At 74.0% G+C, this 24,338-nt stretch carries 24 protein-coding genes; 5 read left to right on the plus strand and 19 right to left on the minus strand.

Features of this window, described 5'->3' with window-relative positions; all coding sequences use genetic code 11:
• Positions 1-32 precede the first annotated feature (32 nt).
• Genes O2V63_RS18785 through hisC form a run of 3 tightly spaced genes read right to left on the minus strand, consistent with a single transcriptional unit; the run spans position 33 to position 2,800 of the window.
• Positions 33-629, minus strand: a complete 597-nt coding sequence (locus O2V63_RS18785; protein ID WP_269169041.1) for a 2'-5' RNA ligase family protein — start codon at positions 627-629, stop codon at positions 33-35.
• Positions 626-1,648: a tryptophan--tRNA ligase gene (gene trpS / locus O2V63_RS18790; protein ID WP_442929043.1), complete on the minus strand. Its 1,023-nt coding sequence runs from the start codon at positions 1,646-1,648 to the stop codon at positions 626-628. The genes O2V63_RS18785 and trpS overlap by 4 nt, the downstream gene beginning before the upstream one ends.
• A gap of 27 nt (positions 1,649-1,675) precedes the next feature.
• A complete protein-coding gene (gene hisC / locus O2V63_RS18795) occupies positions 1,676-2,800 on the minus strand; it encodes a histidinol-phosphate transaminase (protein ID WP_269169043.1) in 1,125 nt (374 codons plus the stop codon).
• Positions 2,801-2,856: 56 nt separating this feature from the next.
• Here hisC and galE point away from each other — a divergent pair, with 56 nt between their 5' ends.
• Positions 2,857-3,813 carry a UDP-glucose 4-epimerase GalE gene (gene galE / locus O2V63_RS18800; protein WP_269169044.1) on the plus strand — a complete coding sequence of 319 codons (957 nt, stop codon included), beginning with the start codon at positions 2,857-2,859 and terminating at the stop codon, positions 3,811-3,813.
• On the opposite strand, the gene O2V63_RS18805 is transcribed toward galE, so the two are convergent.
• Entirely contained in the window at positions 3,806-5,125 is a 1,320-nt protein-coding gene (locus tag O2V63_RS18805) for a hemolysin family protein (RefSeq protein WP_269169045.1), read from the minus strand. The two genes, galE and O2V63_RS18805, sit on opposite strands and share 8 nt — an antisense overlap.
• Before the next feature lie 197 nt (positions 5,126-5,322).
• Between O2V63_RS18805 and O2V63_RS18810 the strand changes: the two genes are divergently transcribed.
• The gene (locus O2V63_RS18810; protein WP_269169046.1) at positions 5,323-6,180 is read left to right on the plus strand and encodes a CAP domain-containing protein; all 858 of its coding nucleotides are present in this window, start codon (positions 5,323-5,325) and stop codon (positions 6,178-6,180) included.
• A 40-nt stretch (positions 6,181-6,220) separates the two neighbouring features.
• On the opposite strand, the gene O2V63_RS18815 is transcribed toward O2V63_RS18810, so the two are convergent.
• From O2V63_RS18815 to O2V63_RS18880, 14 genes are all read right to left on the minus strand, one after another.
• Positions 6,221-6,529 carry a hypothetical protein gene (locus tag O2V63_RS18815; RefSeq protein WP_269169047.1) on the minus strand — a complete coding sequence of 103 codons (309 nt, stop codon included), beginning with the start codon at positions 6,527-6,529 and terminating at the stop codon, positions 6,221-6,223.
• A gap of 436 nt (positions 6,530-6,965) precedes the next feature.
• Positions 6,966-8,180, minus strand: a complete 1,215-nt coding sequence (locus O2V63_RS18820; RefSeq protein WP_269169048.1) for an NADP-dependent isocitrate dehydrogenase — start codon at positions 8,178-8,180, stop codon at positions 6,966-6,968.
• Between the two features lie 83 nt (positions 8,181-8,263).
• Positions 8,264-9,217, minus strand: a complete 954-nt coding sequence (gene mdh / locus O2V63_RS18825; protein WP_269169049.1) for a malate dehydrogenase — start codon at positions 9,215-9,217, stop codon at positions 8,264-8,266.
• A gap of 59 nt (positions 9,218-9,276) precedes the next feature.
• Positions 9,277-9,603: a DUF3017 domain-containing protein gene (locus tag O2V63_RS18830; protein ID WP_269169050.1), complete on the minus strand. Its 327-nt coding sequence runs from the start codon at positions 9,601-9,603 to the stop codon at positions 9,277-9,279.
• The gene (locus tag O2V63_RS18835; protein ID WP_269169051.1) at positions 9,600-10,469 is read right to left on the minus strand and encodes a bifunctional methylenetetrahydrofolate dehydrogenase/methenyltetrahydrofolate cyclohydrolase; all 870 of its coding nucleotides are present in this window, start codon (positions 10,467-10,469) and stop codon (positions 9,600-9,602) included. Before O2V63_RS18835 ends, O2V63_RS18830 begins: the two co-directional genes overlap by 4 nt.
• Positions 10,470-10,552: 83 nt before the next feature.
• Entirely contained in the window at positions 10,553-11,173 is a 621-nt protein-coding gene (locus O2V63_RS18840) for a pentapeptide repeat-containing protein (protein WP_269169052.1), read from the minus strand.
• Positions 11,173-12,723, minus strand: a complete 1,551-nt coding sequence (purH, locus tag O2V63_RS18845; protein ID WP_269169053.1) for a bifunctional phosphoribosylaminoimidazolecarboxamide formyltransferase/IMP cyclohydrolase — start codon at positions 12,721-12,723, stop codon at positions 11,173-11,175. Before purH ends, O2V63_RS18840 begins: the two co-directional genes overlap by 1 nt.
• Complete coding sequence (purN, locus tag O2V63_RS18850) at positions 12,720-13,376, minus strand: phosphoribosylglycinamide formyltransferase (protein WP_269169054.1); 657 nt, start codon at positions 13,374-13,376, stop codon at positions 12,720-12,722. The genes purH and purN overlap by 4 nt, the downstream gene beginning before the upstream one ends.
• A gap of 49 nt (positions 13,377-13,425) precedes the next feature.
• A complete protein-coding gene (locus O2V63_RS18855; protein ID WP_269169055.1) occupies positions 13,426-14,613 on the minus strand; it encodes a cell division protein PerM in 1,188 nt (395 codons plus the stop codon).
• A gap of 85 nt (positions 14,614-14,698) precedes the next feature.
• A complete protein-coding gene (locus O2V63_RS18860; RefSeq protein WP_269169056.1) occupies positions 14,699-15,400 on the minus strand; it encodes a hypothetical protein in 702 nt (233 codons plus the stop codon).
• A gap of 196 nt (positions 15,401-15,596) precedes the next feature.
• Positions 15,597-16,475, minus strand: coding sequence for a succinate--CoA ligase subunit alpha (gene sucD / locus O2V63_RS18865; protein WP_036334175.1), 879 nt, complete (start codon positions 16,473-16,475; stop codon positions 15,597-15,599).
• 34 nt (positions 16,476-16,509) lie between these two features.
• A complete protein-coding gene (gene sucC / locus O2V63_RS18870) occupies positions 16,510-17,670 on the minus strand; it encodes an ADP-forming succinate--CoA ligase subunit beta (RefSeq protein WP_269169057.1) in 1,161 nt (386 codons plus the stop codon).
• Between the two features lie 105 nt (positions 17,671-17,775).
• The gene (locus O2V63_RS18875) at positions 17,776-18,186 is read right to left on the minus strand and encodes a cobalamin B12-binding domain-containing protein (RefSeq protein WP_269169058.1); all 411 of its coding nucleotides are present in this window, start codon (positions 18,184-18,186) and stop codon (positions 17,776-17,778) included.
• A gap of 34 nt (positions 18,187-18,220) precedes the next feature.
• Positions 18,221-19,270, minus strand: coding sequence for a hypothetical protein (locus O2V63_RS18880; protein WP_269169059.1), 1,050 nt, complete (start codon positions 19,268-19,270; stop codon positions 18,221-18,223).
• A gap of 238 nt (positions 19,271-19,508) precedes the next feature.
• Between O2V63_RS18880 and O2V63_RS18885 the strand changes: the two genes are divergently transcribed.
• The 3 genes from O2V63_RS18885 (at position 19,509) to O2V63_RS18895 (ending at position 22,033) form a co-directional block, all read left to right on the plus strand.
• Positions 19,509-20,348: an esterase/lipase family protein gene (locus O2V63_RS18885; RefSeq protein WP_269169060.1), complete on the plus strand. Its 840-nt coding sequence runs from the start codon at positions 19,509-19,511 to the stop codon at positions 20,346-20,348.
• A 240-nt stretch (positions 20,349-20,588) separates the two neighbouring features.
• Positions 20,589-21,455 carry a M23 family metallopeptidase gene (locus O2V63_RS18890; RefSeq protein WP_269169145.1) on the plus strand — a complete coding sequence of 289 codons (867 nt, stop codon included), beginning with the start codon at positions 20,589-20,591 and terminating at the stop codon, positions 21,453-21,455.
• A 32-nt stretch (positions 21,456-21,487) separates the two neighbouring features.
• Positions 21,488-22,033: a GNAT family N-acetyltransferase gene (locus O2V63_RS18895; protein WP_269169061.1), complete on the plus strand. Its 546-nt coding sequence runs from the start codon at positions 21,488-21,490 to the stop codon at positions 22,031-22,033.
• Here O2V63_RS18895 and pcrA read toward each other — a convergent pair.
• Positions 22,023-24,314, minus strand: a complete 2,292-nt coding sequence (gene pcrA, locus O2V63_RS18900; protein ID WP_269169062.1) for a DNA helicase PcrA — start codon at positions 24,312-24,314, stop codon at positions 22,023-22,025. The two genes, O2V63_RS18895 and pcrA, sit on opposite strands and share 11 nt — an antisense overlap.
• Between the last annotated feature and the right edge of the window lie 24 nt (positions 24,315-24,338).

Genomic DNA, 24,338 nt, shown 5'->3' on the forward strand with positions numbered 1-24,338 from the left:
CGGCAGCGGGACGGGCCCGCCTCGGCGACTGGTCAGTGCGGCGGACCGGACAGCGGGTACTCGCGGGAGACGGCCCACGCCCCACCGGGCAGCTGCTCGAACTCGGTGAAGCCGTCGACCCGGAACTCTGCGTGCACGTCGGCCAGGCCGGCGTAGGCCATGTCCAGCATGTCGGCGGGCACGTCGTGGGCCACGGTGACGTGCGGGTGGTACGGGAAGCTCAACGGCCGGGCCAGCGGCCCGGTCCGGACGTCGGTCGCGATCAGCTCGCAGTCGGCGATGCCCAGCGCGACCGCCACGAACACCACCTCCGAGATCGGCCGGAAGGTGCCCGTACCCGACAGGTGCATGTCGAACGGGGGGTGCTGCGCCGCCACCCGGGACAGGTGCTCGGTGATCGCCGGGCGGGTGCCGATCGGCACCTCGGTGGGCGGCAGCAGCGTCACGTGCGGGGGCACGAGGGCGGCCTGCGGGTCACCGCACTTGCCCCGCCACTCGACCAGCAGCTGCGCCCAGGGATCCGGGACCGACACCACGACGCCGAGGACGGCGGTGTCCGGCGACGACTCCGAGCCGGCGTCGAGCCGGTGCACGAAGGTGTCGTCGGCGCGGAGCGGCCGGTCCCTCACGTCGGTGCCCCGACAGCGGGGAGGAAGCCGACCCGCTCGTAGACCGTGGCCAGCGTGGGAGCCGCCACCTCGCGGGCCCGGGCGGCCCCGACAGCGAGCACCCGCTCCAGCTCGGCGGGGTCGGCCAGGAGCTCGGCGGTGCGCTGCTGGATCGGGGTCAGCGCGTCGGCGACGACCTCGGCGACCTCCTTCTTCAGGTCGCCGTAGCCGCGGCCGGCGAAGTGCTCCTCCAGCTCGGCGGTGCTCCGACCGGAGAAGGCCGAGTGGATCGTCAGCAGGTTGGTGACCCCCGGCTTGGCCACCGGGTCGGCGACCACCTCACGGCCGGTGTCGGTGACCGCCGAGCGGATCTTCTTCGCCGACACCTTGGGGTCGTCCAGCAGGGAGAGGCAGCCGGCTCCGGGCAGGCTCTTGCTCATCTGCTTCTCCGGCGTCTGCAGGTCCAGCACCTTCGCCGTCCCCTGCGGGATGAACGCCTCCGGGACGGTGAAGGTCTGACCGAACCTGCTGTTGAACCGGGTCGCCAGGTCACGGGTCAGTTCCAGGTGCTGCCGCTGGTCCTCACCGACGGGCACCTGGGTGGCCTGGTAGAGCAAGATGTCGGCGGCCTGCAGCACCGGGTAGGTGAAGAGCCCGACCGTGGTGCTGGCCGTGCCCTGTCGCTGGCTCTTGTCCTTGAACTGGGTCATCCGGCTGGCCTCGCCGAAACCGGTGAGGCACTGCAGCACCCAGCCGAGCTGGGCGTGCTCGGGCACGTGGCTCTGCACGAACAGCGTGCTGCGCGACGGGTCGACGCCCAACGCGAGCAGCTGGGCGGCCGACACCAGCGTCCGGCGCCGCAGCACGGCCGGGTCCTGCTCGACGGTGATCGCGTGCAGGTCGACGACGCAGTAGAAGGCGTCGTGGTCGTCCTGGAGGGCGACCCACTGCCGCAGTGCACCCAGGAAGTTGCCGAGGTGGAAGGAGTCCGCCGTCGGCTGGATGCCGGACAGCACGCGGGGAGCAGGCACGCCCTCCATCGAACCACGCGCCCCGGGAGCGCTCGCTCAGGCTCCGGCGACGCCCGCCGGCGCGCTGGTCAGGACGTCGTCCAGCGCGCCGAGGAAGACGTCGTCCTCCTCGGGGGTGCCGACGGTCACCCGGATGCCCTCGCCGGCGAACGGCCGGGTGATCACCGCGCGGGCCTCCAGCGCGGCGGCGACCTCGGCGGCCCGCTCCCCCAGCGGCAGCCACACGAAGTTGGCCTGGCTGTCGGCCACCGGCAGTCCGCGCTCCCGCAGGGCGCCGGTGAGCCGGGCCCGCTCGGCGACGACGGCGGCGCAGCGCTCCCGCACCTCGGCCTCACTGGCCAGTGCCGCGACCGCCGCGGCCTGGGCGAGCGAGGAGACGCTGAACGGCACCTGGGTGCGGCGGACGGCGTCGGCCACGGCCGGGTCCTCGGCGAGCAGGTAGCCCACCCGCAGGCCGGCCAGACCCCAGGCCTTGGAGAACGTCCGCAGCACGGCGACGTTGGGCCGACCGCGCATCAGCTCGACCCCGTCGGGGACGTCGGGGTCGGTGACGAACTCACGGTAGGCCTCGTCCAGCACGACCAGCGTCTGCGCCGGGACGGCGTCCAGGAAGCGCTCCAGCTCCGCACGCCGCACCGCCGTCCCGGTCGGGTTGTTCGGGTTGCAGACGAAGACCAGCCGGGTCGTGTCGTCGATCGCCGCGGCCAGCCCGTCCAGGTCGTGGGTGTCCGCGGCCCCGCCGGGGGTCCCCGGGACCAGCGGCACCTGCTGGGCCCGGGCCCCGGCGACCTGGGCGAGCAGCGGGTACATCTCGAAGGAGCGCCAGGCGAACGCGATGCTCGAGCCCGGTTCGTTGTAGGCCTGGGCCAGCTGCTGGCAGACGGTGACCGCACCGCAGCCGGTGGCCACCTGCGCCGGCTCGACGCCGTACCGCTCGGCCAGGGCCCGGGTGAGGACGACGGCGCCGTTGTCGGGGTACCGGTTCGTCTCCCCCGCCGTCGCGGCGATCGCCTGGACGACGGCCGGCAGCGGCGGGAAGGCGACCTCGTTGCTGGCCAGCTTCACGGCGCGGTCGACACCGATCTCGCGGGCCAGGTCGGCGGGGTTGCGGCCGGGTCGGTAGACCGGCATGGCGGCCACGGCAGGGCGGGCGCTGACCACGGGTTCCTCCTCGGTCGGACCGGAGGTCGTCCGGGCCACTCACTAGGGTTGGCGGCATGCGCGTACTCGTCACCGGTGGGGCCGGCTACATCGGCAGCGTAGTCACGGCGGCCCTGCTCGAGGGCGGCCACGAGGTCACGGTGCTCGACGACCTGTCGACCGGCCACGAGGACGCCGTCCCCGCCGGTGCCCGGTTCGTCCGGGCCTCGCTGCACGACTCCGCGCCCGTGCTGGCCGACGTCCGGCCCGAGGCGGTGCTGCACTTCGCGGCCAAGAGCCTGGTCGCGCAGAGCCAGGTCGAGCCGGAGGTCTACTGGCACTCCAACGTCGGCGGCTCGCTGGCGCTGCTCGAGGCGATGCGCGCGGTCGACTGCCGGCGGATCGTCTTCTCCTCGACCGCGGCCACCTACGGCGAGCCCGACGCGGTGCCGATCCCCGAGGACGCGCCGACCCGGCCGACCAACACCTACGGGGCCAGCAAGCTCGCCGTCGACGCGATGCTGACCTCCTACGCGGTGGCCCACTCGTTCGCCGCGGTCAGCCTGCGGTACTTCAACGTCGGTGGCGCCGCGTACGGCGTCGGCGAGCGGCACGCCACCGAGACCCACCTCATCCCGATCGCGCTGCAGGTGGCCGCGGGCACCCGCGAGGCGCTCACCGTGTACGGCTCGGACTACCCGACCCCCGACGGCACCTGCATCCGCGACTACGTGCACGTCACGGACCTCGCCGCGGCCCACCTGCTGGCGCTGCCGGCCCCGGCGCCGGGCGAGCACCGCATCTACAACCTGGGCAGCGGCGCCGGGTTCTCCGTGCAGCAGATGGTCGACGCGGTCCGGGAGGTCACCGGGCACGAGCTGCCGGTCATCGTCGGCGACCGCCGGCCCGGCGACCCGGCCCGGCTGGTGGCCAGCTCCGCCCGGATCCAGGACGAGCTCGGCTGGGCACCGCAGCACACCGACCTGCGCGAGATCGTCGCCGACGCCTGGGCGTTCACGAAGGACCTCAGCTAGCGCTCGCCTCGGTGTCGGCGTCGGCCTGCTGCGGTGCGGCGCTGACGCTGATCCGGGCGATCCGGCGGCCGTCGAGCTCGAGCACCGTCAGGGTGCGCTCCTCGACCGTCACGGTGTCCCCCAGCACGGGGAGGCGCCCCAGCTCGGCGAGGACGTACCCGGCGACCGTCTCGTACGGGCCCTCGGGGAGGTGCAGCCCCGTCGCGCCGGCGAAGTCGTCGAGGTTCAGCAGCCCGTCGACGTCGTGCGGCCCCTCGGCCGGCTCCTCGGAGTCGGGCGTGACGTCCTCGTCGTACTCGTCGTAGATGTCGCCGATGACCTCCTCGATGAGGTCCTCCAGGGTGACGATCCCGTCGGTGCCGCCGTACTCGTCGACCACGATCGCGAAGTGCCGGTTCTCCTTGCGCATCCCCGACAGGGCGGTCAGCACGCCGGCAGTGCCCGGCAGCTGCTTCACCTCGCGGGCGAGGTCGCCCACGGTCGCCGCCCGCCCGGCCGGGTGCGTGGGCAGGAAGAGGTCGCGCACGTGCACGAAGCCGACGACGTCGTCCTCGTTGCGGCCCACGACCGGGTAGCGGGACCAGTTGGAGTCCGCGACCTGCTTGGCCGCGCGGCTGGCGGTCATCCCGGACTCCAGGAAGTGCACCTCGGTGCGCGGGGTCATCACCTCGCGCACCTCGCGGTCACCGGCCCGGAAGACCTCGTCGATCAGCCGGCGCTCGTCGCTGGACAGCGACTCGTGCGCCGCGACCAGGTCCCGCAGCTCCTCCTGGCTGATCGACTCCCCGCTCGCCTGCGGGTCGCCGCCCAGCAGGCGGACCAGCACGTTCGTGGACTTCGACAGCAGCCAGATGATCGGCCGGAACAGCTTGGCGATGGCGTTGAGCGGGGCGGCGACCACCAGCGAGAAGCCCTCGGCCCGCTGCAGGGCCAGCCGCTTGGGGGTCAGTTCGCCGACGACCAGGGACAGGTAGCTGATCGCGATGGTGACGGCGACGAAGGACAGCGGGTCGGCCACACCGGGCTGCACCCCCCAACCGATCAGGACGTCGCCGAGCGGCCCGGACAGGGTGCTGGCGCCGAACGCGGCGGAGAAGAAGCCGGCCAGCGTGACGCCGACCTGGACGGAGGCGAGGAACTGATTGGGGTCGGCGAGCAGCTTGTTCAGCGCCTGCCCGCGCCGGCCGGTCTCGGCCAGGGCGCGGACCTGGGACTCGCGGAGGGACACCAGCGCGATCTCGGCGCCGGAGAACGCGCCGCCGACCAGCACGAAGGCGAAGACCATGACGATGTTGAGCCAGACGTCGCTCACGGGCGGCGCGTTCCTCCAGAGATGGTCTCGACGGGACTGTCCCGCGACCGACCACGGTAGTGGCTGGGCCGGCCCGCCGATCCGCGATCACCACCCCTGCCCCCCGCCCGGGGCCACCTCGCCCGAGGGGCCCGGTGACCGTCCGCATGCGTCTACCCTCGCGCGGGTGACGACCTGTGCTCGGTGAGGACGCCCCCGTGCGGCGCCGCGCCTCCGCGCCGTCCCGGCTGCTGCGGGTGGTCCTGCTGCTGACCGTCGTCGCCGCGGTGGCGCTCACCGTCGCGCTGAACGGCGGTTCCCTGCCCGGGCTCGGCGACACGGCGGGCTCGTCGGACGTCGACCGGGGCGCCGCACCCCCGGCTGCCGCGACCGGCGGTGCGGCGCCCACCGGTCGCGCACCGGTCCCCTCCCCGGGCACCCCGGCCGAGGTGCCGGTGACGACCACCGCCTCGGCGCCGACCGAGTCCCCTGTGCCCTCGCCGGCAGCGGCCGGGCAGACCAGCACGCCCGCGCCGTCGGTCCAGTCCGAGCCCGGGCGCGGGTCCCTCGTTCCGCCACCTGCGACCGCCTCGGCGGTGCCGCCGCCGACAGCGGCACCGCCTCCCCCGGCCCCCGCCGCACCGCCTCCGGCGGCCCGCGCCGCACCGCCTCCTCCGGCGCCGGCTGCACCCGCGGCGGCGCCCGGACCAGAGGACCAGGTGCTCGCGCTGGTGAACGCCGAACGGACCTCCGCCGGCTGCGCCCCGGTCAACGCCGACGCCGGCCTGGCCACGGTGGCCCGGGCACACAGCGCCGACATGCGGGACCGCGGCTACTTCGACCACGTCACGCCCGAGGGCCTCGACCCCTTCGCCCGCGCCCGCGCGGCCGGTGTCGGCTACGCGCGGGCAGAGAACATCGCGTCCGGCCAGCCGGACGCGGCCGCGGTGATGGCCGCCTGGATGTCCAGCCCCGGGCACCGGCAGAACATCCTGAACTGCCAACTGCGCACGCTGGGGGTCGGCGTCGCCACCGGCTCCGGCGGCCCGTGGTGGACCCAGCTGTTCGGCGCCTGACCGTCCGCCCGCCGCCCGCCGCCCGCCGCCCGCCGCCCAGCTAACCGGCGGCCGCGAGTGCACTGAGCCGCTGCCGGTCCCGCACGAACTGACCGGGTCCGTCGTGCCAGACCCCGTCGTACTCCAGCGCCACCCGGCGCTCGGGCCAGCCGAAGTCGACGCGGGCCAGGAAGCGCCCATCAGCGCGCACCTCGAACTGCGCCACCGGCGCGGGCAGCCCGTGCGCAGCGAGCAGCAGCCGCACCCTGGTCTCCTGGGGCGACTCCGCCCGGACGACGATCCCCGGCTCCGGGTCCCAGCGGGTGCCCCGTGCGACCACCACCTCGACCGGGTCGCCCGCGCCCGCCACGTCGCGCGCCCGAGCAGGTCCGCGGCGCTCCGCCCACCCAGGACGGCGTCCCGGGCATCCGCTGCGCCGCGCCACGGCCGTGCAGCCGGTGGGTGTCGGGCAGCGTCGCGTCGGCGTACACGTCCTGGCGCAGCCGGCGCCATGCCGAGCTCCGCAGCTGCGCCCGGGTCAGCAGGCCGACCTCGATCGCCCAGGTGCCACGGAAGACCCGCCCGTGGAGCAGCAGGGCGGTACGGGGGGAGCGGCACCGGGGCAGCCAGCCGCGACCAGCCTGCCCGGCGTGGGCGTCGTCCACAGGGCGGTGATCACCTCGGGGTGGTGGCTGCCTCGTTCTGACCGAGGCAGCCACCACCCCGTTCTCGGCACCGCCCCACGACGCAGAACGGCCCCGGCGACCGGAGGTCGCGGGGGCCGTTCCGAGCTACGACAGCGGCCGTCAGGCCATGGCCTTCTGCAGGTTGCTGTCGATGGCTGCCAGGAAGTCCTGGGTGGTCAGCCACGGGGCGTCCTTGGAGATCAGCAGCGCCAGGTCCTTGGTCATCTGGCCGCTCTCGACGGTCTCGACGCAGACCCGCTCGAGGGTCTCGGCGAACCGGGTCACCTCGGGGGTGCCGTCGAGCACGCCGCGGTGGGCCAGCCCCCGGGTCCAGGCGAAGATCGACGCGATCGGGTTCGTCGAGGTCTCCTTGCCCTGCTGGTGCTGGCGGTAGTGCCGGGTCACCGTGCCGTGCGCGGCCTCGGCCTCGACGGTCTTGCCGTCCGGGGTGGCCAGCACCGACGTCATCAGGCCGAGCGAGCCGAAGCCCTGGGCCACGGTGTCGGACTGCACGTCACCGTCGTAGTTCTTGCAGGCCCAGACGTAGCCGCCCTCCCACTTGAGGGACGCCGCCACCATGTCGTCGATCAGCCGGTGCTCGTAGGTGATCCCGGCCGCGTCGAACTGCTCCTTGAACTCGGCCTGGAAGACCTCCTCGAAGATGTCCTTGAACCGGCCGTCGTAGGCCTTGAGGATCGTGTTCTTCGTGGAGAGGTAGACCGGGTAGCCGCGGTTGAGCCCGTAGTTCAGCGAGGCCCGGGCGAAGTCGCGGATCGACTCGTCGAGGTTGTACATCGACAGCGAGACGCCGGCACCGGGGGCCTGGAAGACCTCGCGCTCGATCGGCTCGCCGCCGTCCTCGGGGGTGAAGACGACCTTCAGCGTGCCTGCGGAGGGGAACGTGAAGTCGGTGGCGCGGTACTGGTCACCGAAGGCGTGACGACCGATGATGATCGGCTTGGTCCAGCCCGGCACCAGGCGCGGCACGTTCTCCATGATGATCGGCTCGCGGAAGATCACGCCGCCGAGGATGTTGCGGATCGTCCCGTTCGGGGACCGCCACATCTTCTTCAGGCCGAACTCCTCGACCCGCGCCTCGTCCGGGGTGATGGTGGCGCACTTGACGCCCACGCCGTGCTCCTTGATGGCGTTGGCCGCGTCGACCGTGACCTGGTCGTCGGTGGCGTCGCGGTTCTCCATCCCGAGGTCGTAGTACTCGAGGTCGACGTCCAGGTACGGGAGGATCAGCTGGTCCTTGATGAACTGCCAGATGATCCGGGTCATCTCGTCGCCGTCGAGCTCGACGACCTTGCCCTCGACCTTGATCTTGCTCACGTCGTTCTCCTTTGTGCGTTCGTGGCCCCGCTGCATGGCCCCGCCGCGAGCGTGCGAGCGATGGGGGGCAGCGGGGTCCTTCCTCAGAGGTCGGCTACGTCGGCCTGCTTGGCGCGTACCGACTCGGCGGCCTCGCGCAGGCCGGCCAGCTCACTGTCGGACAGGTCGCCTTCGACGACCCTCCGGACACCTTCCCGGCCGATCTCGGCCTCGACCCCCAGGTAGACCCCGGAGATCCCGTACTCGCCGTCGACCCAGGCGCACACCGGCATCACGGCGCCGCTGTCGGAGATCACGGCGCGGGCCATCCGGGCGGCTGCGGCCGACGGCGCGTAGTAGGCGGACCCGGTCTTCAGCAACGCCACGACCTCGGCCCCACCGTTGCGGGTGCGGTCGACCAGGTGGGCGATCCGGTCGGCAGCCAGCACGTCGGACAGCGGTTTGCCGTCGACCGTGCAGCGGGACGGCACCGGGACCATCGTGTCGCCGTGTGAACCGAGGGTCAGCGTGCGCACCGAACCGACCGGGACGCCGAGCTCCTCGGCGACGTTGTTGCTGAAGCGAGCGGTGTCCAGCATCCCGGCCTGGCCCATGACGCGGGCCTTCGGGAAGCCGGTGGCCAGCTGCGCCAGCGCGGTCATCTCGTCCAGCGGGTTGGACACGACGATGACCACGGCGTCCGGAGAGGTCTGCGCGACGTTCTCGGCGACCTGGCGGACGATGCCGGCGTTGGTCTCGATGAGGTCCATCCGGCTCATGCCGGGCTTGCGGGGCAGCCCGGCGGTGATGACCACGACGTCGGAGCCCTCGGTGCCCGCGTACGAGCCGCCGCCGACCCCCACGACCCGGGTCTCGAAGCCCTCGATCGGGCGCGACTGGTTGATGTCCAGCGCCAGCCCCTCGGGCTTGCCCTCCACGATGTCGGTGAGCACGACGGTCTCGAACACGTCGTACTCCGCCAGTCGCAACGCGGTGGTCGAGCCGTAGAAGCCGGCACCGACCACGGTCACCTTGCCGTTCCGGGCCCGATCTGCCATGCCCGCCAACCTAGCCCCGGGCGGCGTCGTCCGGCCATGCGGGGGCCGCTCCGGGCTGGTCAGGACGGCGGGATGGCCAGTGCCATGGCCACCAGCGCCACGCCGGCGCACCCCGTCAGGGCGACGTCGACGCGCTGGCTCCGGACGGCGAGGAAGCCGGTGCGACGCAGCGGGAGCAGCAACCGCAGCGCGGCTGCGGTGACCAGGGCGAGCCCCATCACGACCAGCCCCTGCCGCCACCGGTCACCGGCGACCAGCAGCAGGCCCACCCCGGCGATGACGATGACGGCCAGCAGCGGCCACTGCCGGAGGAAGCCGGCCAGGAGCGGTCGGCGCAGGTAGAGCGGCGGCCGCTCGGGCGCCGGCCCGCCGGCGCGCCGGCTCATGCGGTCAGCACCTCGAACCCGGCCGACTGCTCGGCGGCGAGGACGACGTTCGCCAGCAGCATCGCCCGGGTCATCGGGCCGACGCCACCGGGGTTGGGGGCCACGAAGCCGGCCACCTCCCGCACGTCCGCGGCGACGTCGCCGGCGATCTTGCCGTCGACCCGGCTGACCCCCACGTCCAGCACGGCCGCCCCGGGCTTGACCATGTCAGCGGTGATCAACCCCGGGACGCCGGCCGCCGCGACGACGATGTCGGCCGCGCGGGTGTGCGCGGCCAAGTCCCGGGTGCCGGTGTGGCAGAGGGTCACGGTCGCGTTCTCGGTGCGCCGGGTGAGCAGCAGGCCCAGTGGCCGGCCGACGGTGATGCCGCGGCCGACCACGACCACCTCCGCACCGGCCAGCGGCACGTCGAAGCGGCGGAGCAGCTCGACGATCCCGACCGGCGTGCAGGGCAGTGCCCCGGGGACGTTGAGCACGAGCCGGCCGAGGTTGACCGGGTGGAGGCCGTCGGCGTCCTTGGCCGGGTCGATCCGCTCGAGCACGACGCTCTCGTCGACGCCGCGCGGCAGGGGCAGCTGCACGATGTAGCCGGTGCAGGCGGGGTCGGCGTTCAGCTCGTCGACGACGGCGAGCACCTCGGCGAGGTCGGCGGTGGCCGGCAGCTCCCGCTGGATGCTGTCGATGCCGACCTGGGCGCAGTCGGAGTGCTTGGCCCCGACGTACCAGCGACTGCCCGGGTCGTCGCCGACCAGCAGGGTGCCCAGGCCCGGCCGCCGCCCGGCCGCGGCCAGGGCGGCCACCCGCTCGGTCAGCTCCGCCCGGATCGTCGCCGCGGTCGCCTTGCCGTCGAGAGTCGTCGCTGCCACGGGGTGCAGTCTGCCCGACGCGCCCCGATCTCCGGGCTCGACATGACCGGCCGCAGCGCGGGTCCCGGGGACCGGCGCTCGTCTCAGTCGGCCACCAGGGCCCCGTGGGCGCGGGTGAACAGCACCGCCTGCACCAGGTCCAGCCGGACCCCGGTGGGGTCGAACCCGCGCCAGTTGACGCCGTCGGTCTCGGCTCCGCGCAGGTCCGCCCCGCGCAGCAGGGTGGACTGGAGCCGCGCCCGCCGGAGGTCGGCCCGGGTCAGGTCGGCGTCGGTCAGGTCGGTGTCGGTGAGGTCGGCCTCGGTCAGCTTCTGGCCGGCCAGGTCGACGCCGGCCAGGTCGACGCCCCGCAGCGACACGTAGGACCAGTCGGACTCCTCCGACGTCATCGGCCGCAGCGTGGCACCGGGGAACTGCGAGCCGGTCAGCTTGCAGCCGGTCCAGGTGACGTTGGACAGCTTCGCCCGGTCGAACCGGCAGGAGAGGAACGCCGTCCCCTCGTGCCGGGAGCCCGACAGCGCAGCGCCGGTGAGGACGCAACGCTCGAACACGCAGCGGCTGGTCACCAGCTCCGCCATCGAGGCGTCGTCGAACCGGCAGTCGACGAACGTGACCCGCTCCAGCCGGGCCCAGTCCCAGTCGACGCCCGCGAGGTCCTCGTCCTCCCAGACGGTGTCCGGGGCCGGTGGCTGCAGATCCGACATCAATGCGCGAAGTGGCGGGTGCCGGTGAGGTAGAGCGTCACCCCGGCGGCCTGCGCGGCGGCGACGACCTCCTCGTCCCGCACCGAGCCGCCCGGCTGCACCACGGCCCGCACCCCGGCGTCCAGCAGCACCTGGAGCCCGTCGGCGAAGGGGAAGAACGCATCGGAGGCCGCGACCGAGCCGGTCGCCCGCTCCCCCGCCCGGGCCACCGCGAGCCGGGCGGAGTCGACCCGGTTGACCTGCCCCATGCCGACACCGACGGTGGCCTTGTCGGCGGCGAGCAGGATGGCGTTGCTCTTCACCGCACGCACCGCCCGCCAGGCGAACACCAGGTCGTCCAGCCCGGCGGCGTCCAGCGGTGCACCGGTGGCCAGCGTCCAGCTGGTCGGGTCGTCGCCCGGGGCGTCGATCCGGTCGGCGGTCTGCAGCAGCAGCCCGCCGCTGATCGCGCGCAGCTCCACCGACAGCCGCGGCGCCTCCGGCATGCGGAGCAGCCGGATGTTCTTCTTCGCGGTCAGCACGCCCAGGGCGTCCTCGGTGAACGACGGGGCGACCACGACCTCGGTGAAGACCTCGGACACCTGCTCGGCCAGGGTCAGGTCGACCTCACGGTTGGCCGCGATCACCCCGCCGAAGGCCGAGACCGGGTCGCAGGCGTGCGCCTTGCGGTGGGCGGCGGCGATGTCGGCGCCGACGGCGATGCCGCAGGGGTTGGCGTGCTTGATGATCGCCACGCACGGGTCGGCGTGGTCGTGCGCGGCCCGCCAGGCGGCGTCGGTGTCGACGTAGTTGTTGTAGGACATCTGCTTGCCGTGCAGCTGCTCGGCGTCGGCCAGCCCCGACTGCCCGCTGCGGTACAGCGCCGCACCCTGGTGCGGGTTCTCGCCGTAGCGGAGGACCTCGGTGCGCTCCCAGCTCCCGCCGACCCACTCGGGGAAGCCGCTCGCGTCGTCCGGGGCGAGCACGTTGCCCATCCAGGAGGCGACGGCGACGTCGTAGGCGGCGGTGTGCCGGAACGCCTCTGCCGCCAGTTCCCGGCGCTGGGCCAGGGTGAACCCGCCGGCCGCGACCGCCGCGACCACCTCGTCGTAGCGGCCCGGGTCGACGACGACGGCGACGGAGGGGTGGTTCTTCGCCGAGGCGCGCACCATCGCCGGGCCGCCGATGTCGATCTGCTCGATGCACTCGTCGGGCGAGGCGCCGGAGGCCACCGTGTCGCTGAACGGGTAGAGGTTCACCACGACCAGGTCGAAGGCGGCGATGCCCAGCTCGTCGAGCTGGGCGACGTGCTCGGGCCGGCGCCGGTCGGCGAGGATCCCGGCGTGCACCGCCGGGTGCAGCGTCTTGACCCGGCCGTCCAGGCACTCGGGGAAGCCGGTGACCTGCTCGACCGGGGTGACCGGCAGGCCGGCGGCGGCGATCCGGGCTGCGGTGGCGCCGGTGCTGACCAGCTCCACCCCGGCGTCGACCAGCCCACGGGCCAGCTCCTCGACGCCGTTCTTGTCGTAGACCCCGAGCAGGGCGCGGCGGACGGGGGTGCGGTCGCTCATCGGGTGCTCTCCTGTGTAGGTGCGTCGGTGGGGGGCAGTCCGGCGGCCTGGACCACGAGGCCGGCCAGGGTCTGCACCAGGAGCTCCCGCTCCACGTCCTTGATCCGTTCGTGCAGGCGCTCCTCGTCGTCCCCGGGCAGCACCGGCACCGGGCGCTGGGCGAGCACCGGGCCGGTGTCGACGCCGGCGTCGACGAGGTGGACGGTCGCGCCGGTGGTGGGGACGCCGGCGGCCAGGGCGTCCCGGACGGCGTGGGCGCCGGGGAAGGCCGGCAGCAGCGCCGGGTGGGTGTTGACCACCCGGCCACCGAACGCACCCAGGACGGCGGGGCCCAGCAGCTTCATGAACCCGGCGCAGACGACCCAGTCCGGCCGGTGGCGGGCCAGCTCCGCGGCCAGCGCAGCGTCCCAGCCGGCCCGGTCGGGGGCGTCGCGCAGGGCGAGGACGAAGGTGGGGAGGCCGGCGTTGCGCGCGTGCGCCAGCCCGGGGGCGTCGGCGCGGTCGGAGCCGACGGCGACGACCTCGGCGGGGTACCCGGGCGTGGCGGTGGCGGCCAGCAGCGCGGCGCACAGCGTGCCGGCGCCGGAGAGCAGGACCACGACGCGGGCCCGATCGGGGCCAGACCGCGGAACGGCGGTCGCGTCGGCGGACACGCTTGCCAACCCTAGCCGTCACCTCCGCCGGGGCCGACCGCGGCCGGGGTCAGCCCCGCGAGCGCCAGCGGCTGACGGCGGCGGCCACGGCGGCGGCGAGGGCCGCCTGGGCGGCGATCGCCAGCCCCGTGGCGAGCGCCGGCGCACCCACCTCGGCCAGCGCCGCGTCACCGAGCCGGCCGCCGGCGACCAGCACCCACAGCCCGGCGCAGACCCCGACACCCAGCCCGGCGACGACGCCCCACAGCGCAGCGATCACCGTGCCGCCGTCGTCGTCGCCGAGTCGACGACCGAGCACTGCGCCCGCGACCAGGCCGGCCACCGCGGGCAGGGCCTGGGAGAGGAAGGCCAGCAGCGGCACCGCCTGCGTGTCGGGCAGTGCGGCGAGCAGCGGCAGTGCGGGCACGCTGCCCAGCGTCACCCCGCTGGCGGACACGAACGTCCCGGCGCCCACCAGGAAGCCGGGGCCGGCGGCGAGGCCCATCACCGCGGCCACGGCGTTGGGGAGCAGCAGCAGGCTCAGTCCCACCTGCCCGGCGGCTCCGGCACCGGCGCCGCCGAGGCCGGTGATGACCCGGCCGAGCCCGGCCACGTCGTGGACGAGGGCCACCGCGACCACCGCGGTGCAGCAGGCGGCCAGCGCCAGGGTCCCGGCGGCCACCGCGCGCAGGACCACCCGGCCGGGACCGGGGAACCGGTCGACCAGCTCCACACCCAGGCCCGAGTCGCGCAGCACCCCCAGCCCGCCGGCGACGAGTGCGACGACGCCGGCTCCCAGCACCGCACGCGGCAGGGCGACCGAGGCACCCGGGGCGTCGACGACCAGCGCCAGGCCGGCGGTGAGGGCGACGTGGACGGCGACGACGACCGCCAGCACCACCGCCGCTCCCCCTCCGGTGCGCGACCGCCGGAGGGCCACCACCGACCCTGCTGCCCGGCTGATCCCCCAGGCGATCCCCGCGGTCACCACCAGCGGCGCGAGCCGCAACGGGCCCGAGGACAGCTGGAGCTCCGCGCCCTGCCCGAGCAGCCACAACTGACCGGCCACCCGTGCGGAGGCCGTCAGCGGCAGCCCGCCGTCGGGGTCCAGGGTCTGGACGACGACGACGGCGAGGGTCAGACCGGCCAGTCCCAGGACCGACACGGCCAGCGCTGCGGCCACGGCCAGGACGCCGGTCAGTCGAGTGCGACGCTCCCCCGGCCCGACGGAGGGCAGGCGCGTCCGCACGGAGGTCACCCCTCCACTGTCGCAAGGCACACGGGACCTGGCCCGGCGCACGCGCCGGGGCGACTCAAGTCACGCTCCCGGCCGTGGCACGGGGTCAGCGGTCAGGTGCAGGCCGTGGCCGGACGGGACCGACCGGCGGCTGCCAGGGCTCGGCCGGTTGCCCGTACTGCGGCTGTCCGTACGGCGGCTGTCCCCAGCCCGTCGGCTGTCCGTAGTGCGGTCGGCCGTACTGCGGCGGCGGCCCGCTCAGCGGCCTCCCGTGCTGCAGCGGCCGGCCCTCACCGGGCCGGCTCCCGGTGGGCGCCCCGGCCGGGCCGGCCTGCTGGCCGGACCACGCGCGGAGCCCGGGCAGCAGGGACGACGCGGCCAGCACGGTCACGGCGGCGGCGACGAGGACGCCCAGCAGAGCGGGGAACTGGAAGCCGTAGTCGAGGCTCCGCAGCCACGCGATGAGGGTGCACAGCAGCGCGAACGCGGCCAGGACGACGGCCGGTGCGGCGCGCAGGAGACCGGCCCGGTCCGGGCGGACGGCCGGGAGCACCGCCCACGCTCCCGCGCCGAGCAGCAACAGCGCGCTCAGCACGACCAGCGCGGAGAACTCGTACCCACTGGCCGTGATCCGGCCGGCGAAGTCGAAGGTGACCGAGGCCCACGGGAGCAGACCGACGAGCAGGTAGAGGACGGCTCCCCCGGCCACCAGGAGGTCCACCGTCGTCAGCCGGCTCCGGTCGAACCCGCGGCCGGCCGCCGGCTGGGGCGGTGGCGCCCAGGCCGGCTCGGGACCACTCGACGTCATCGTGCGCTCCTCGTGCATGGACGTTCGGGTACGGGCGGGCACCCACGAGTCTCCGCCGTCCCGGCGCCGACGGGCGCCCGCGGGCACGCCACTGCCCGGCACCCTCCGGAGAGAGGCCGGGCAGCAGCGGTGTCGTTCGGCCCTGTCCCGGGGCCCACCCCGATCTCGCGAGGGGTGGGGAGGACGGGGTCCTCTTTCAGCCGCCGACGATCTCCCGCATGAGGCGGGCGGCCTCCGACGGGGTCTTGCCGACCTTCACGCCAGCGGCCTCGAGGGCCTCCTGCTTGGCAGCGGCCGTGCCGGCCGAACCGGAGACGATGGCGCCGGCGTGGCCCATCGTCTTGCCCTCGGGGGCGGTGAAGCCGGCGACGTAGCCGACGACCGGCTTGGTCACGTTGGCCTTGATGAAGTCCGCGGCGCGCTCCTCGGCGTCGCCGCCGATCTCGCCGATCATCACGATCGCCTCGGTCTCCGGGTCGTCCTGGAACGCCTGGAGGCAGTCGATGTGCGTCGTCCCGATGACCGGGTCACCGCCGATGCCGACGGCGGTGGAGAAGCCGATGTCCCGGAGCTCGTACATCATCTGGTAGGTCAGCGTGCCGGACTTGCTGACCAGCCCGATCTTGCCGGCCTGGGTGATGTTGGCCGGGATGATGCCGGCGTTGGACCGCCCGGGGCTGATCAGGCCGGGGCAGTTCGGGCCGATGATCCGGGTCGAGCCGCCCTGGGCGTGCGCCCAGAAGTACGTCGAGTCGTGCACCGGGATGCCCTCGGTGATGACCACGGCCATCCCGATCTGGGCGTCGACGGCCTCGAGGACGGCGTCCTTGGCGAACTTCGGCGGCACGAAGACGACGGTGACGTCGGCCCCGGTCTCCTTCATCGCGTCGGCGACGGAGCCGAAGACGGGGACGGTCGTGCCGTCGAAGTCCACGGACTGGCCGGCCTTGCTGGGGTTCACGCCACCGACGACGGCGGTGCCGGAGGCGAGCATCCGCGCAGTGTGCTTGCGGCCCTCGGATCCGGTGATGCCCTGGACGATGACCTTGCTGTTCTCGGTGAGGAAGATCGACATCTCTGCTGTGTCCTGTTCTCGGGTGCCGGGGCGATCAGGCGGCGAGTTCGGCGGCGCGGCGGGCGGCGCCGTCCATGGTGTCGACCACGGTCACCAGCGGGTGGGCGGCCTCGGCGAGGATCCGCCGGCCCTCCTCCACGTTGTTGCCGTCCAGCCGCACGACCAGCGGCTTGGTGGCCTCGTCGCCGAGCAGGCCCAGCGCCGAGACGATGCCGTCGGCGACGGCGTCGCAGGCGGTGATCCCGCCGAAGACGTTGACGAAGACGCTCTTCACGGCCGGGTCGGACAGGATGACGCCCAGCCCGTCGGCCATCACCTGGGCGGAGGCGCCACCGCCGATGTCCAGGAAGTTGGCCGGGCGGACGCCGCCGAACTCCTCACCGGCGTAGGCGACGACGTCCAGCGTGCTCATGACCAGGCCGGCGCCGTTGCCGATGATGCCGACCTGGCCGTCCAGCTTGACGTAGTTGAGGCCCTTCTCCTTGGCCGCGGCCTCCAGCGGGTCGGCGGCGGCCGAGTCCTCGAGGGCGTCGTGCTCGCCGTGCCGGAAGGAGGCGTTCTCGTCCAGGGTCACCTTGGCGTCCAGGGCGAGGACGGTGCCGTCGGGCGCCTTGGCCAGCGGGTTGATCTCGACCAGGGTGGCGTCCTCCTTGCTGAAGACGTCCCACAGCTGGACGGCGATGGCGATCACCTGGTCGCGGACCTCGGCCGGGAAGCCGGCGGCGTCCACGATCTCGGCGGCCTTCTGCGCGTCGACGCCGACCGAGGCGTCGACGGGGACCCGGGCCAGCGCCTCCGGGCGCTCGACGGCGAGCGTCTCGATCTCGACGCCACCCTCGACCGAGGCCATGGCGAGGAAGGTGCGGTTGGAGCGGTCGAGCAGGTAGGAGAAGTAGTACTCCTCGGCGATGTCGCTGGCCTGGGCCACCATCACCCGGTGGGTGATGTGCCCCTTGATGTCCAGCCCGAGGATGTCCTGGGCCCGCGCCTTGGCGGCCTCGGGGTCGTCGGCCAGCTTCACGCCGCCGGCCTTGCCGCGGCCGCCGACCTTCACCTGCGCCTTCACGACGACCGGGGCGGAGATCTCGCGGGCGATCGCCTCCGCCTCCTCGGGCGTCTCGGCTACGCCGCCGGGGAGCACGGGCACACCGTGCGAGGCCAACAGGTCACGGGCCTGGTACTCGAAGAGATCCACGAGCAAGGACCGTAGCCCGCCCCCGGTGCGCCCGCGTCAGGCGCCCTCCGACCGAGGGGGACGTCTCACCCGTCTCTTCCGCTGAGCGGGCGCCGGACGAGGCGGTCAGACCTCGGCGGAGGCGCCCACGTGGTCCCGGACCCAGCCCACGATCTCCTCGGTGGTCGCACCCGGGGTGAACACCCGGGCCACCCCCAGCTGGGCCAGCTCGGGCAGGTCGGCCTCGGGGATGATCCCGCCCCCGAAGACGACGACGTCGTCGACGTCCCGCTCCCGGAGCAGCTCGGCGAGCCGCCGGAACAGCGTCATGTGGGCGCCGGAGAGCACCGAGAGCCCGACCGCGTCGGCGTCCTCCTGGACGACGGTGTCCACGATCTGCTCGGGCGTCTGGTGCAGCCCGGTGTAGACGACCTCCATGCCGGCGTCACGGAGGGCCCGGGCCACGATCTTGGCGCCCCGGTCATGGCCGTCGAGGCCCGGCTTGGCGATCACGACTCGAATGCGCTCAGCTGCCACGACCGCGACTCTAGGGGCGCGAGGGTGGCCCACGTCACCCCTCAGCGGGGGAACCGCGCCGCCAGCGCCAGGCCAGCAGCGTGAGCCCCACCGCGCCGAGACCCAGCACCAGCAGGCCGGCGCCCGGCACGGTCCACTCCAGCTCGGGGCTGGACCGGGCGTCGCGGAGCCCGGCCAGCGCCGTGTCCAGCAGGAAGACGGCGACGGCGAGCAGGCCGCCGACAGCGGCGAGCCGGGGCCGCAACGACGGCGCGACGACGGCGGACAGCACGAGTGCGCCGGCCAGCAGCAGCCCGCCCAGCAGGGCCAGCCCCGGTCGCTCCAACAGCGCCTGCGGTCCCTCCTGGTCCACGACGACCTCCAGCCCGGTCAACGGGTCGGTCACCACCCGGTCCGGGACGTCGGCCGATGGCAGCGCCAGGGCCAGCACCGCCGCGACGCCGAGGAACGCCGCCGCGCCGGCGAGCACCGGACGCAGCGGGTCCAGCGTGCCGCCGTCCTCCATCACGGTGCGGCTCCAGGCGGCGAAGGCGGTCAGGCCGGCGAGGACGGCGAGGCCCAGGGCCAGGACCCCGAGCACCCAGCCGGCACCGGTCTCCACCGAGCTGGTGAGCACCAGCTCTCCGGCCAGCACCTCGACCGCCGGCCGGGTGGTCGACCCCTGCCCCCGATGGAGCTCGATGAGCAGCCGGCCCACGGCCAGCGCACCGGTGACCGCCGCGTAGGCCAGGCCGAGCCGAGGCACTCGCCCGAGAGCCAGCCCGGCGCCCACCGCCATCGAGGCGACCGGTGCCACGAGGGAGGCGATGGCGCTCGGCACCCCCCGTACCGGGCTCACCGCGACCCCTCCGACCACGAGGTAGGTCGGGAACAACGCCGCTGCGCCGGCCAGCCCGGCGAGCAGGAGGAGCACCCCGCAGATCCGGGCCAGCACCGGGACCGCCCCGACGACGAGCTGGTCGGGGGCGGACGGCGCGGTGGCACCGGCCCGGGAGCCGCCTGAGCGGCGGGCTGCGGAGGTGCGCGCGGCAGCAGGCCGGCCTGGCTCGCCGGTGCGGGCGGGGTCGCGGTCACGGGCGGGCACTGGGGTTCTCCTCCGGATCGAGCTCTCTGGCCGCGAGCGCGTGTCGCGTGACAGTTGTGTGACGTTCAACACAACGGGGCATTACGGTCCCCTGAACCGAGCACACCACTGCTCATGGCGCGCCGCCCGGCGCGGTGCCGAGGCGGACGGGAGGGGGAACGGCGTGCACGAGCCCGTTCTGCCCTCCGCACCAGCCTGGCACGCCCCGCGTGCTGGAGCACGGAGCGACGTCCCCGCGGTGCCGGCACCCCCTCGCCGCACCGGCCTCCGGCGACTGGTCTCCCCGACTGCGCTCACCGGCAGCCTCACCGAGCTGGCCTGGGTGGGCGCCCACACCCTGCTCTACCCCCTGGGCACCCGCACCGAGCGGCTTCGCCCGGACGGGAGCTACCGCCCCGGCGCGCAGCCCGCCGCCGTCCGCGCCCTGTTCGCCGCCGACCCCCTCGCCGCCCGGATCCCCGTCGTGCTGGTCCACGGGCTGATCGACAACCGGTCGGTGTTCACCGTGATGCGCCGCAGCCTCCGCCGGCGTGGCTTCGCCCAGGTCTGCACCTGGAACTACAGCCCGCTGCTGCGGGACGTGGAGAGCGCCGCCGAGGCGCTCGGCCAGCACATCGAGGAGGTCTGCCGGACGACCGGCCACGACCGGGTGCACGTGGTCGGCCACAGCCTCGGCGGGCTGGTCGCCCGGTACCTCGTGCAGCGTCTGGGCGGCGACGCACGGGTGGAGTCCCTGGTGACCCTCGGGACGCCGCACGGCGGGAGCCGGTGGGCGCACGTCCTGCCCACCCGCCTGGTGCGCCAGCTGCGGCCGGGATCGGACCTGTTCCGGGAGCTCGCCGCCCCGGCGCCGGAGTGCCGCACCCGCGTGACGGCGGTCTACAGCGACCTGGACCAGATGGTCGTGCCGTCGTCGGCCGGGCGATGCGAGCACCCCGATCTCCAGGCCCGCAACGTGCTCGTGCCGGGCGTCGGGCACATGTCGCTGCCGATCCACCGGGCGGTGGTCGACGAGGTCGCCGCGACCCTGGCCGGCCTGCGCAGCCCCGCCGCCGACACCCCCGCCGCTGCCGCCTGACCACGACGACAACACCTGCCAAGGGCGGGTGTCGTCACTCATCGTTTGTGGTGTCGACACGCGCTGTCAGATCGTTGAACCACCCACCACCCCTCCGTAGCGTCGCGAATGACACCGATGGGATCTCCACCGGCGTCACCGAACCGCAGTGCCAGCACCCGCCGCTCCCCGCGGCCCGCTGGTGCTCGACGACGCCCGGCTCCCCGCGGCGTGCTGGCCGGGAGGTGCCCGTTGTCCCGTGTGCGAACGCTCGTGGGCCGCACGCAGTCCGAGATCGTCCCCGCCGTCGCCCCCACCGGCCCGTCCGGCGACTGGTCCGACGACTTCGACGACGACTGGGACTGGGACCGCGAGTGGGCGGCCACCCAGGACGCCGACCCGAGCACCGCCGCCCGCGCCGCGGCCGGATCCGACGAGACCCCCGCGAGCTCTCCGGTCGACGTCGTACGACGAGTGCTCCCCCGCCCCCCGCGGCGCCGGGCACCGGTGCTGCTGGCCGTTGCCGTCGCCGGCGCCCTGGCGACCTCGCTGCTGGGCGGACTCAGTGACCCGGAGCCCGCCCCGGTGGCCTCCGGAGCGGACTACGGGCTGGGTCTGGCCGATGCCAGCTTCGCCGGCGGCGTGGACGTCGAGGGCGCCCGCGGGGAGATCAGCCAGGCCGAGGCCCAGGCCCGACTGAGCGAGATCGCCGCCTCCCGGGCCGCCCGCGAGCCGGACTTCGTCGTGCCCACCGCCGGCCGGCTGACCACGTGCTTCTGCCAGCGCTGGGGCACCATGCACTGGGGTCTCGACCTCGCCGCCCCGCTCGGCACCCCGATCTTCGCTGCCGCGGACGGGGTCGTGCTGCGCGCCGGCCCGGCGTCGGGCTACGGCAACGCGGTGTACATCCAGGACGCCGACGGGAACGTCCAGATCTACGGGCACATGCGCTACTACGACGTGGCAGCCGGCGACGTGGTCTCGGCCGGCGAGCAGATCGCCAAGGTCGGCAACCAGGGGCAGTCGACCGGGCCCCACCTGCACTTCGAGATCCACCGCGGTGGGATGAACGGCAAGCCGATCGACCCCGAGGACTGGCTCGCCGAGCGAGGCCTGTCCGTCGGCTGACCCCGGTCGGTGGCCCCCGGCAGACTGGCCCGGTGACCTCCGCGAACCCGCCGTCCGGTCCGTCCGTGCGGTTGGTCCAGCTCCCGGCTGCGGTGTTCACCGCTCTGGCCGCCGGTGATCTCGCCGCGGCCGACGAACTCAGCCCGGTGCCGCTGACCGCGTACTTCGCCGGCCCCGACTGGGCGTCCGTGTGGCGCCGGCGCGCCGCACAGTTGATCACCCACCCCGAGGACGCCGGCTGGATCACCCGGGTCATCTGGGACCCAACCCGCCGGGCAGCCGTCGGGCGGGCGGGCTTCCACGGCGCACCTGATCGCGATGGCATGGTGGAGATCGGCTACGCCGTGGCACCCGCATGGCGCCGGCAGGGCTACGCCCGGGCCGCCTTCGAGCAGTTGCTCAACCGCGCACGCGCAGAGCCCGCGGTCCGCACCGTCCGGGTGACCATCAGCCCGGCCAACACCGCCTCCCGGGCCCTGGCGCTGCCCTACGGCTTCGTGCCGGTCGGCGAGCAGCAGGACGACGAGGACGGTCTCGAGCTGGTCTACGAGGTCGCCGCCGACGGACTCAGAGCTTGACGAGCGGGGCGTAGCGCAGCACGAGCCGCTTGGTACCGCCGGAGCCGAAGTCGACCGTGGCCTGCGCCTTGTCGCCGGCGCCGTTGATCTCGACCACCGTGCCGAGCCCGAAGGCGTCGTGGCTGACCCGGTCGCCGACGTCGACGCTGATCACCGCCCGGTTGCCCGCACCGCCGCGCAGGCCCCCGGTCGACAACCCGGTCGAGGCGACCCGGGCCTGGGCGGAGCTCATCGGCTTGCTGGGCGCCGGCTCCAGCCGCTCCCAGTGGACGGCGTCGGACGGCAGCTCGTCGAGGAACCGGGACGGCGGGTTGTAGGCCGGCTGCCCCCAGCTGGTGCGCACGGTCGCCCGGGAGAGGAACAGCCGCTGCCGCGCCCGGGTGATGCCCACGTAGGCCAGCCGCCGCTCCTCCTCCAGCTCCCGCGGGTCACCGAGGGCCCGCAGGTGCGGGAAGACGCCGTCCTCCAGGCCGGTGAGGAAGACCACCGGGAACTCCAGGCCCTTGGCGGTGTGCAGGGTCATCAGCGTGACCACGCCGGCCTCGTCGCCGCTGACCGGGATCTGGTCGGCGTCGGCGACCAGCGAGACCTGCTCGAGGAACTCGGTGACGGTGCCGCCGGGGTTGGCCGCCTCGAACTCGGCGGCCACCGAGATGAGCTCGTTGAGGTTGTCGACCCGTCCCTCGTCCTGCGGGTCGGTGCTGGCCTCGAGCTCGGCGAGGTAGCCGGTGCGGTCCAGCACGCTCTCCAGCAGCGCCGCCGGGCCCGAGCCGGTCTCGACCAGCTGCTCGAACTCCTCCAGCAGCGCGACGAACTCCTGGATCGCCTTGAGCGACCGGGTGGCCAGGTCACCGACCTCCGAGCACCGGCGCAGCGCGCTGGCGAACGGGATCCGCTCACGGTCGGCGAACCGCTCGACGCAAGCCTCCGCCCGCTCGCCGATGCCGCGCTTGGGGGTGTTCAGCACCCGCCGCAGGCTCACCACGTCGGCCGGGTTGGCGACCACCTTGAGGTAGGCGACCGCGTCCCGGACCTCCCGGCGCTCGTAGAAGCGCACCCCGCCCACCACCTTGTAGGGCATGCCGACCCGGATGAACACCTCCTCGAACACCCGGGAGGCGTTGTTGGTGCGGTAGAAGACCGCGATGTCCTTGGGTTGCGCCTTGCCTTCGTCGGTGAGCGCGTCGATCTGCTCGGCGACCCAGGCCGCCTCGTCGTGCTCGTTGTCGGCGACGTAGCCCTCGATCAGCTCGCCGTCCCCGGCGTCGGACCAGAGGTTCTTCGGCCGGCGGGCGGTGTTGCGGGCGATCACCTGGTTGGCCGCGCGCAGGATGCGCTGGGTGGAGCGGTAGTTCTGCTCCAGCACGATGGTGGTGGCGTCCGGGTAGTCGCGCTCGAACTCGTCGATGTTGCGGATCGTCGCGCCGCGGAAGGCGTAGATCGACTGGTCGGCGTCCCCGACCACGCACAGCTCGGCCGGCGGGACCGGGCCGCCGTGCCCACCGACCAGTTCGCGGACCAGCACGTACTGGGCGTGGTTGGTGTCCTGGTACTCGTCGACCAGCACGTGCCGGAACCGGCGGCGGTAGTGCTCGGCCACGTCGGGGAAGGCCTGGAGCAGGTGCACCGTGGTCATGATCAGGTCGTCGAAGTCCATCGCGTGCGCCTCGCGCAGCCGCCGCTGGTAGAGGGTGTACGCCTCCTTCAGCACCTTCTCCGGCGCCGTCTGCGGGGCGTAGGACTCCTCGTCGATCAGCTCGTTCTTCAGGTTCGAGACCTGGTTGGCCAGGCTGCGACCGGGATACCGCTTGGCGTCGAGGTCCAGGTCGCGGGCGACCATCGTCATCAGCCGGACCGAGTCGCCCTGGTCGTAGATGGTGAACGAGCTCTTCATGCCGAGCTTGCCGGCCTCGGCGCGCAGGATGCGCACGCACATCGAGTGGAACGTGGACACCCACATCGCCCGGGCCCGCGGGCCGACGAGGGCCGCGACGCGCTCCTTCATCTCGCCGGCGGCCTTGTTGGTGAAGGTGATCGCCAGGATCTCGCCGGGCGAGGTGCCACGGGCACCGAGCAGGTAGGCGATGCGGTGGGTGAGCACCCGCGTCTTGCCCGACCCCGCGCCGGCGACGATGAGCAGCGGGCTGCCCTCGTGCACCGTGGCCTCGCGCTGCGGGCCGTTCAGGCCGGCGAGCATCCGGTCGAGCTCGCGGCCGATCTGGCCGGAGGTGTGCCGTGGGAGCGCGGCGGTGCCGGGGAGGGTGTGCTGGGGGCTGCTCATGACCCGCCCACTCTAAGCCGGGGC

This window comes from Modestobacter sp. VKM Ac-2977 (assembly GCF_026968045.1).
Taxonomy (GTDB): Bacteria; Actinomycetota; Actinomycetes; order Mycobacteriales; family Geodermatophilaceae; genus Modestobacter.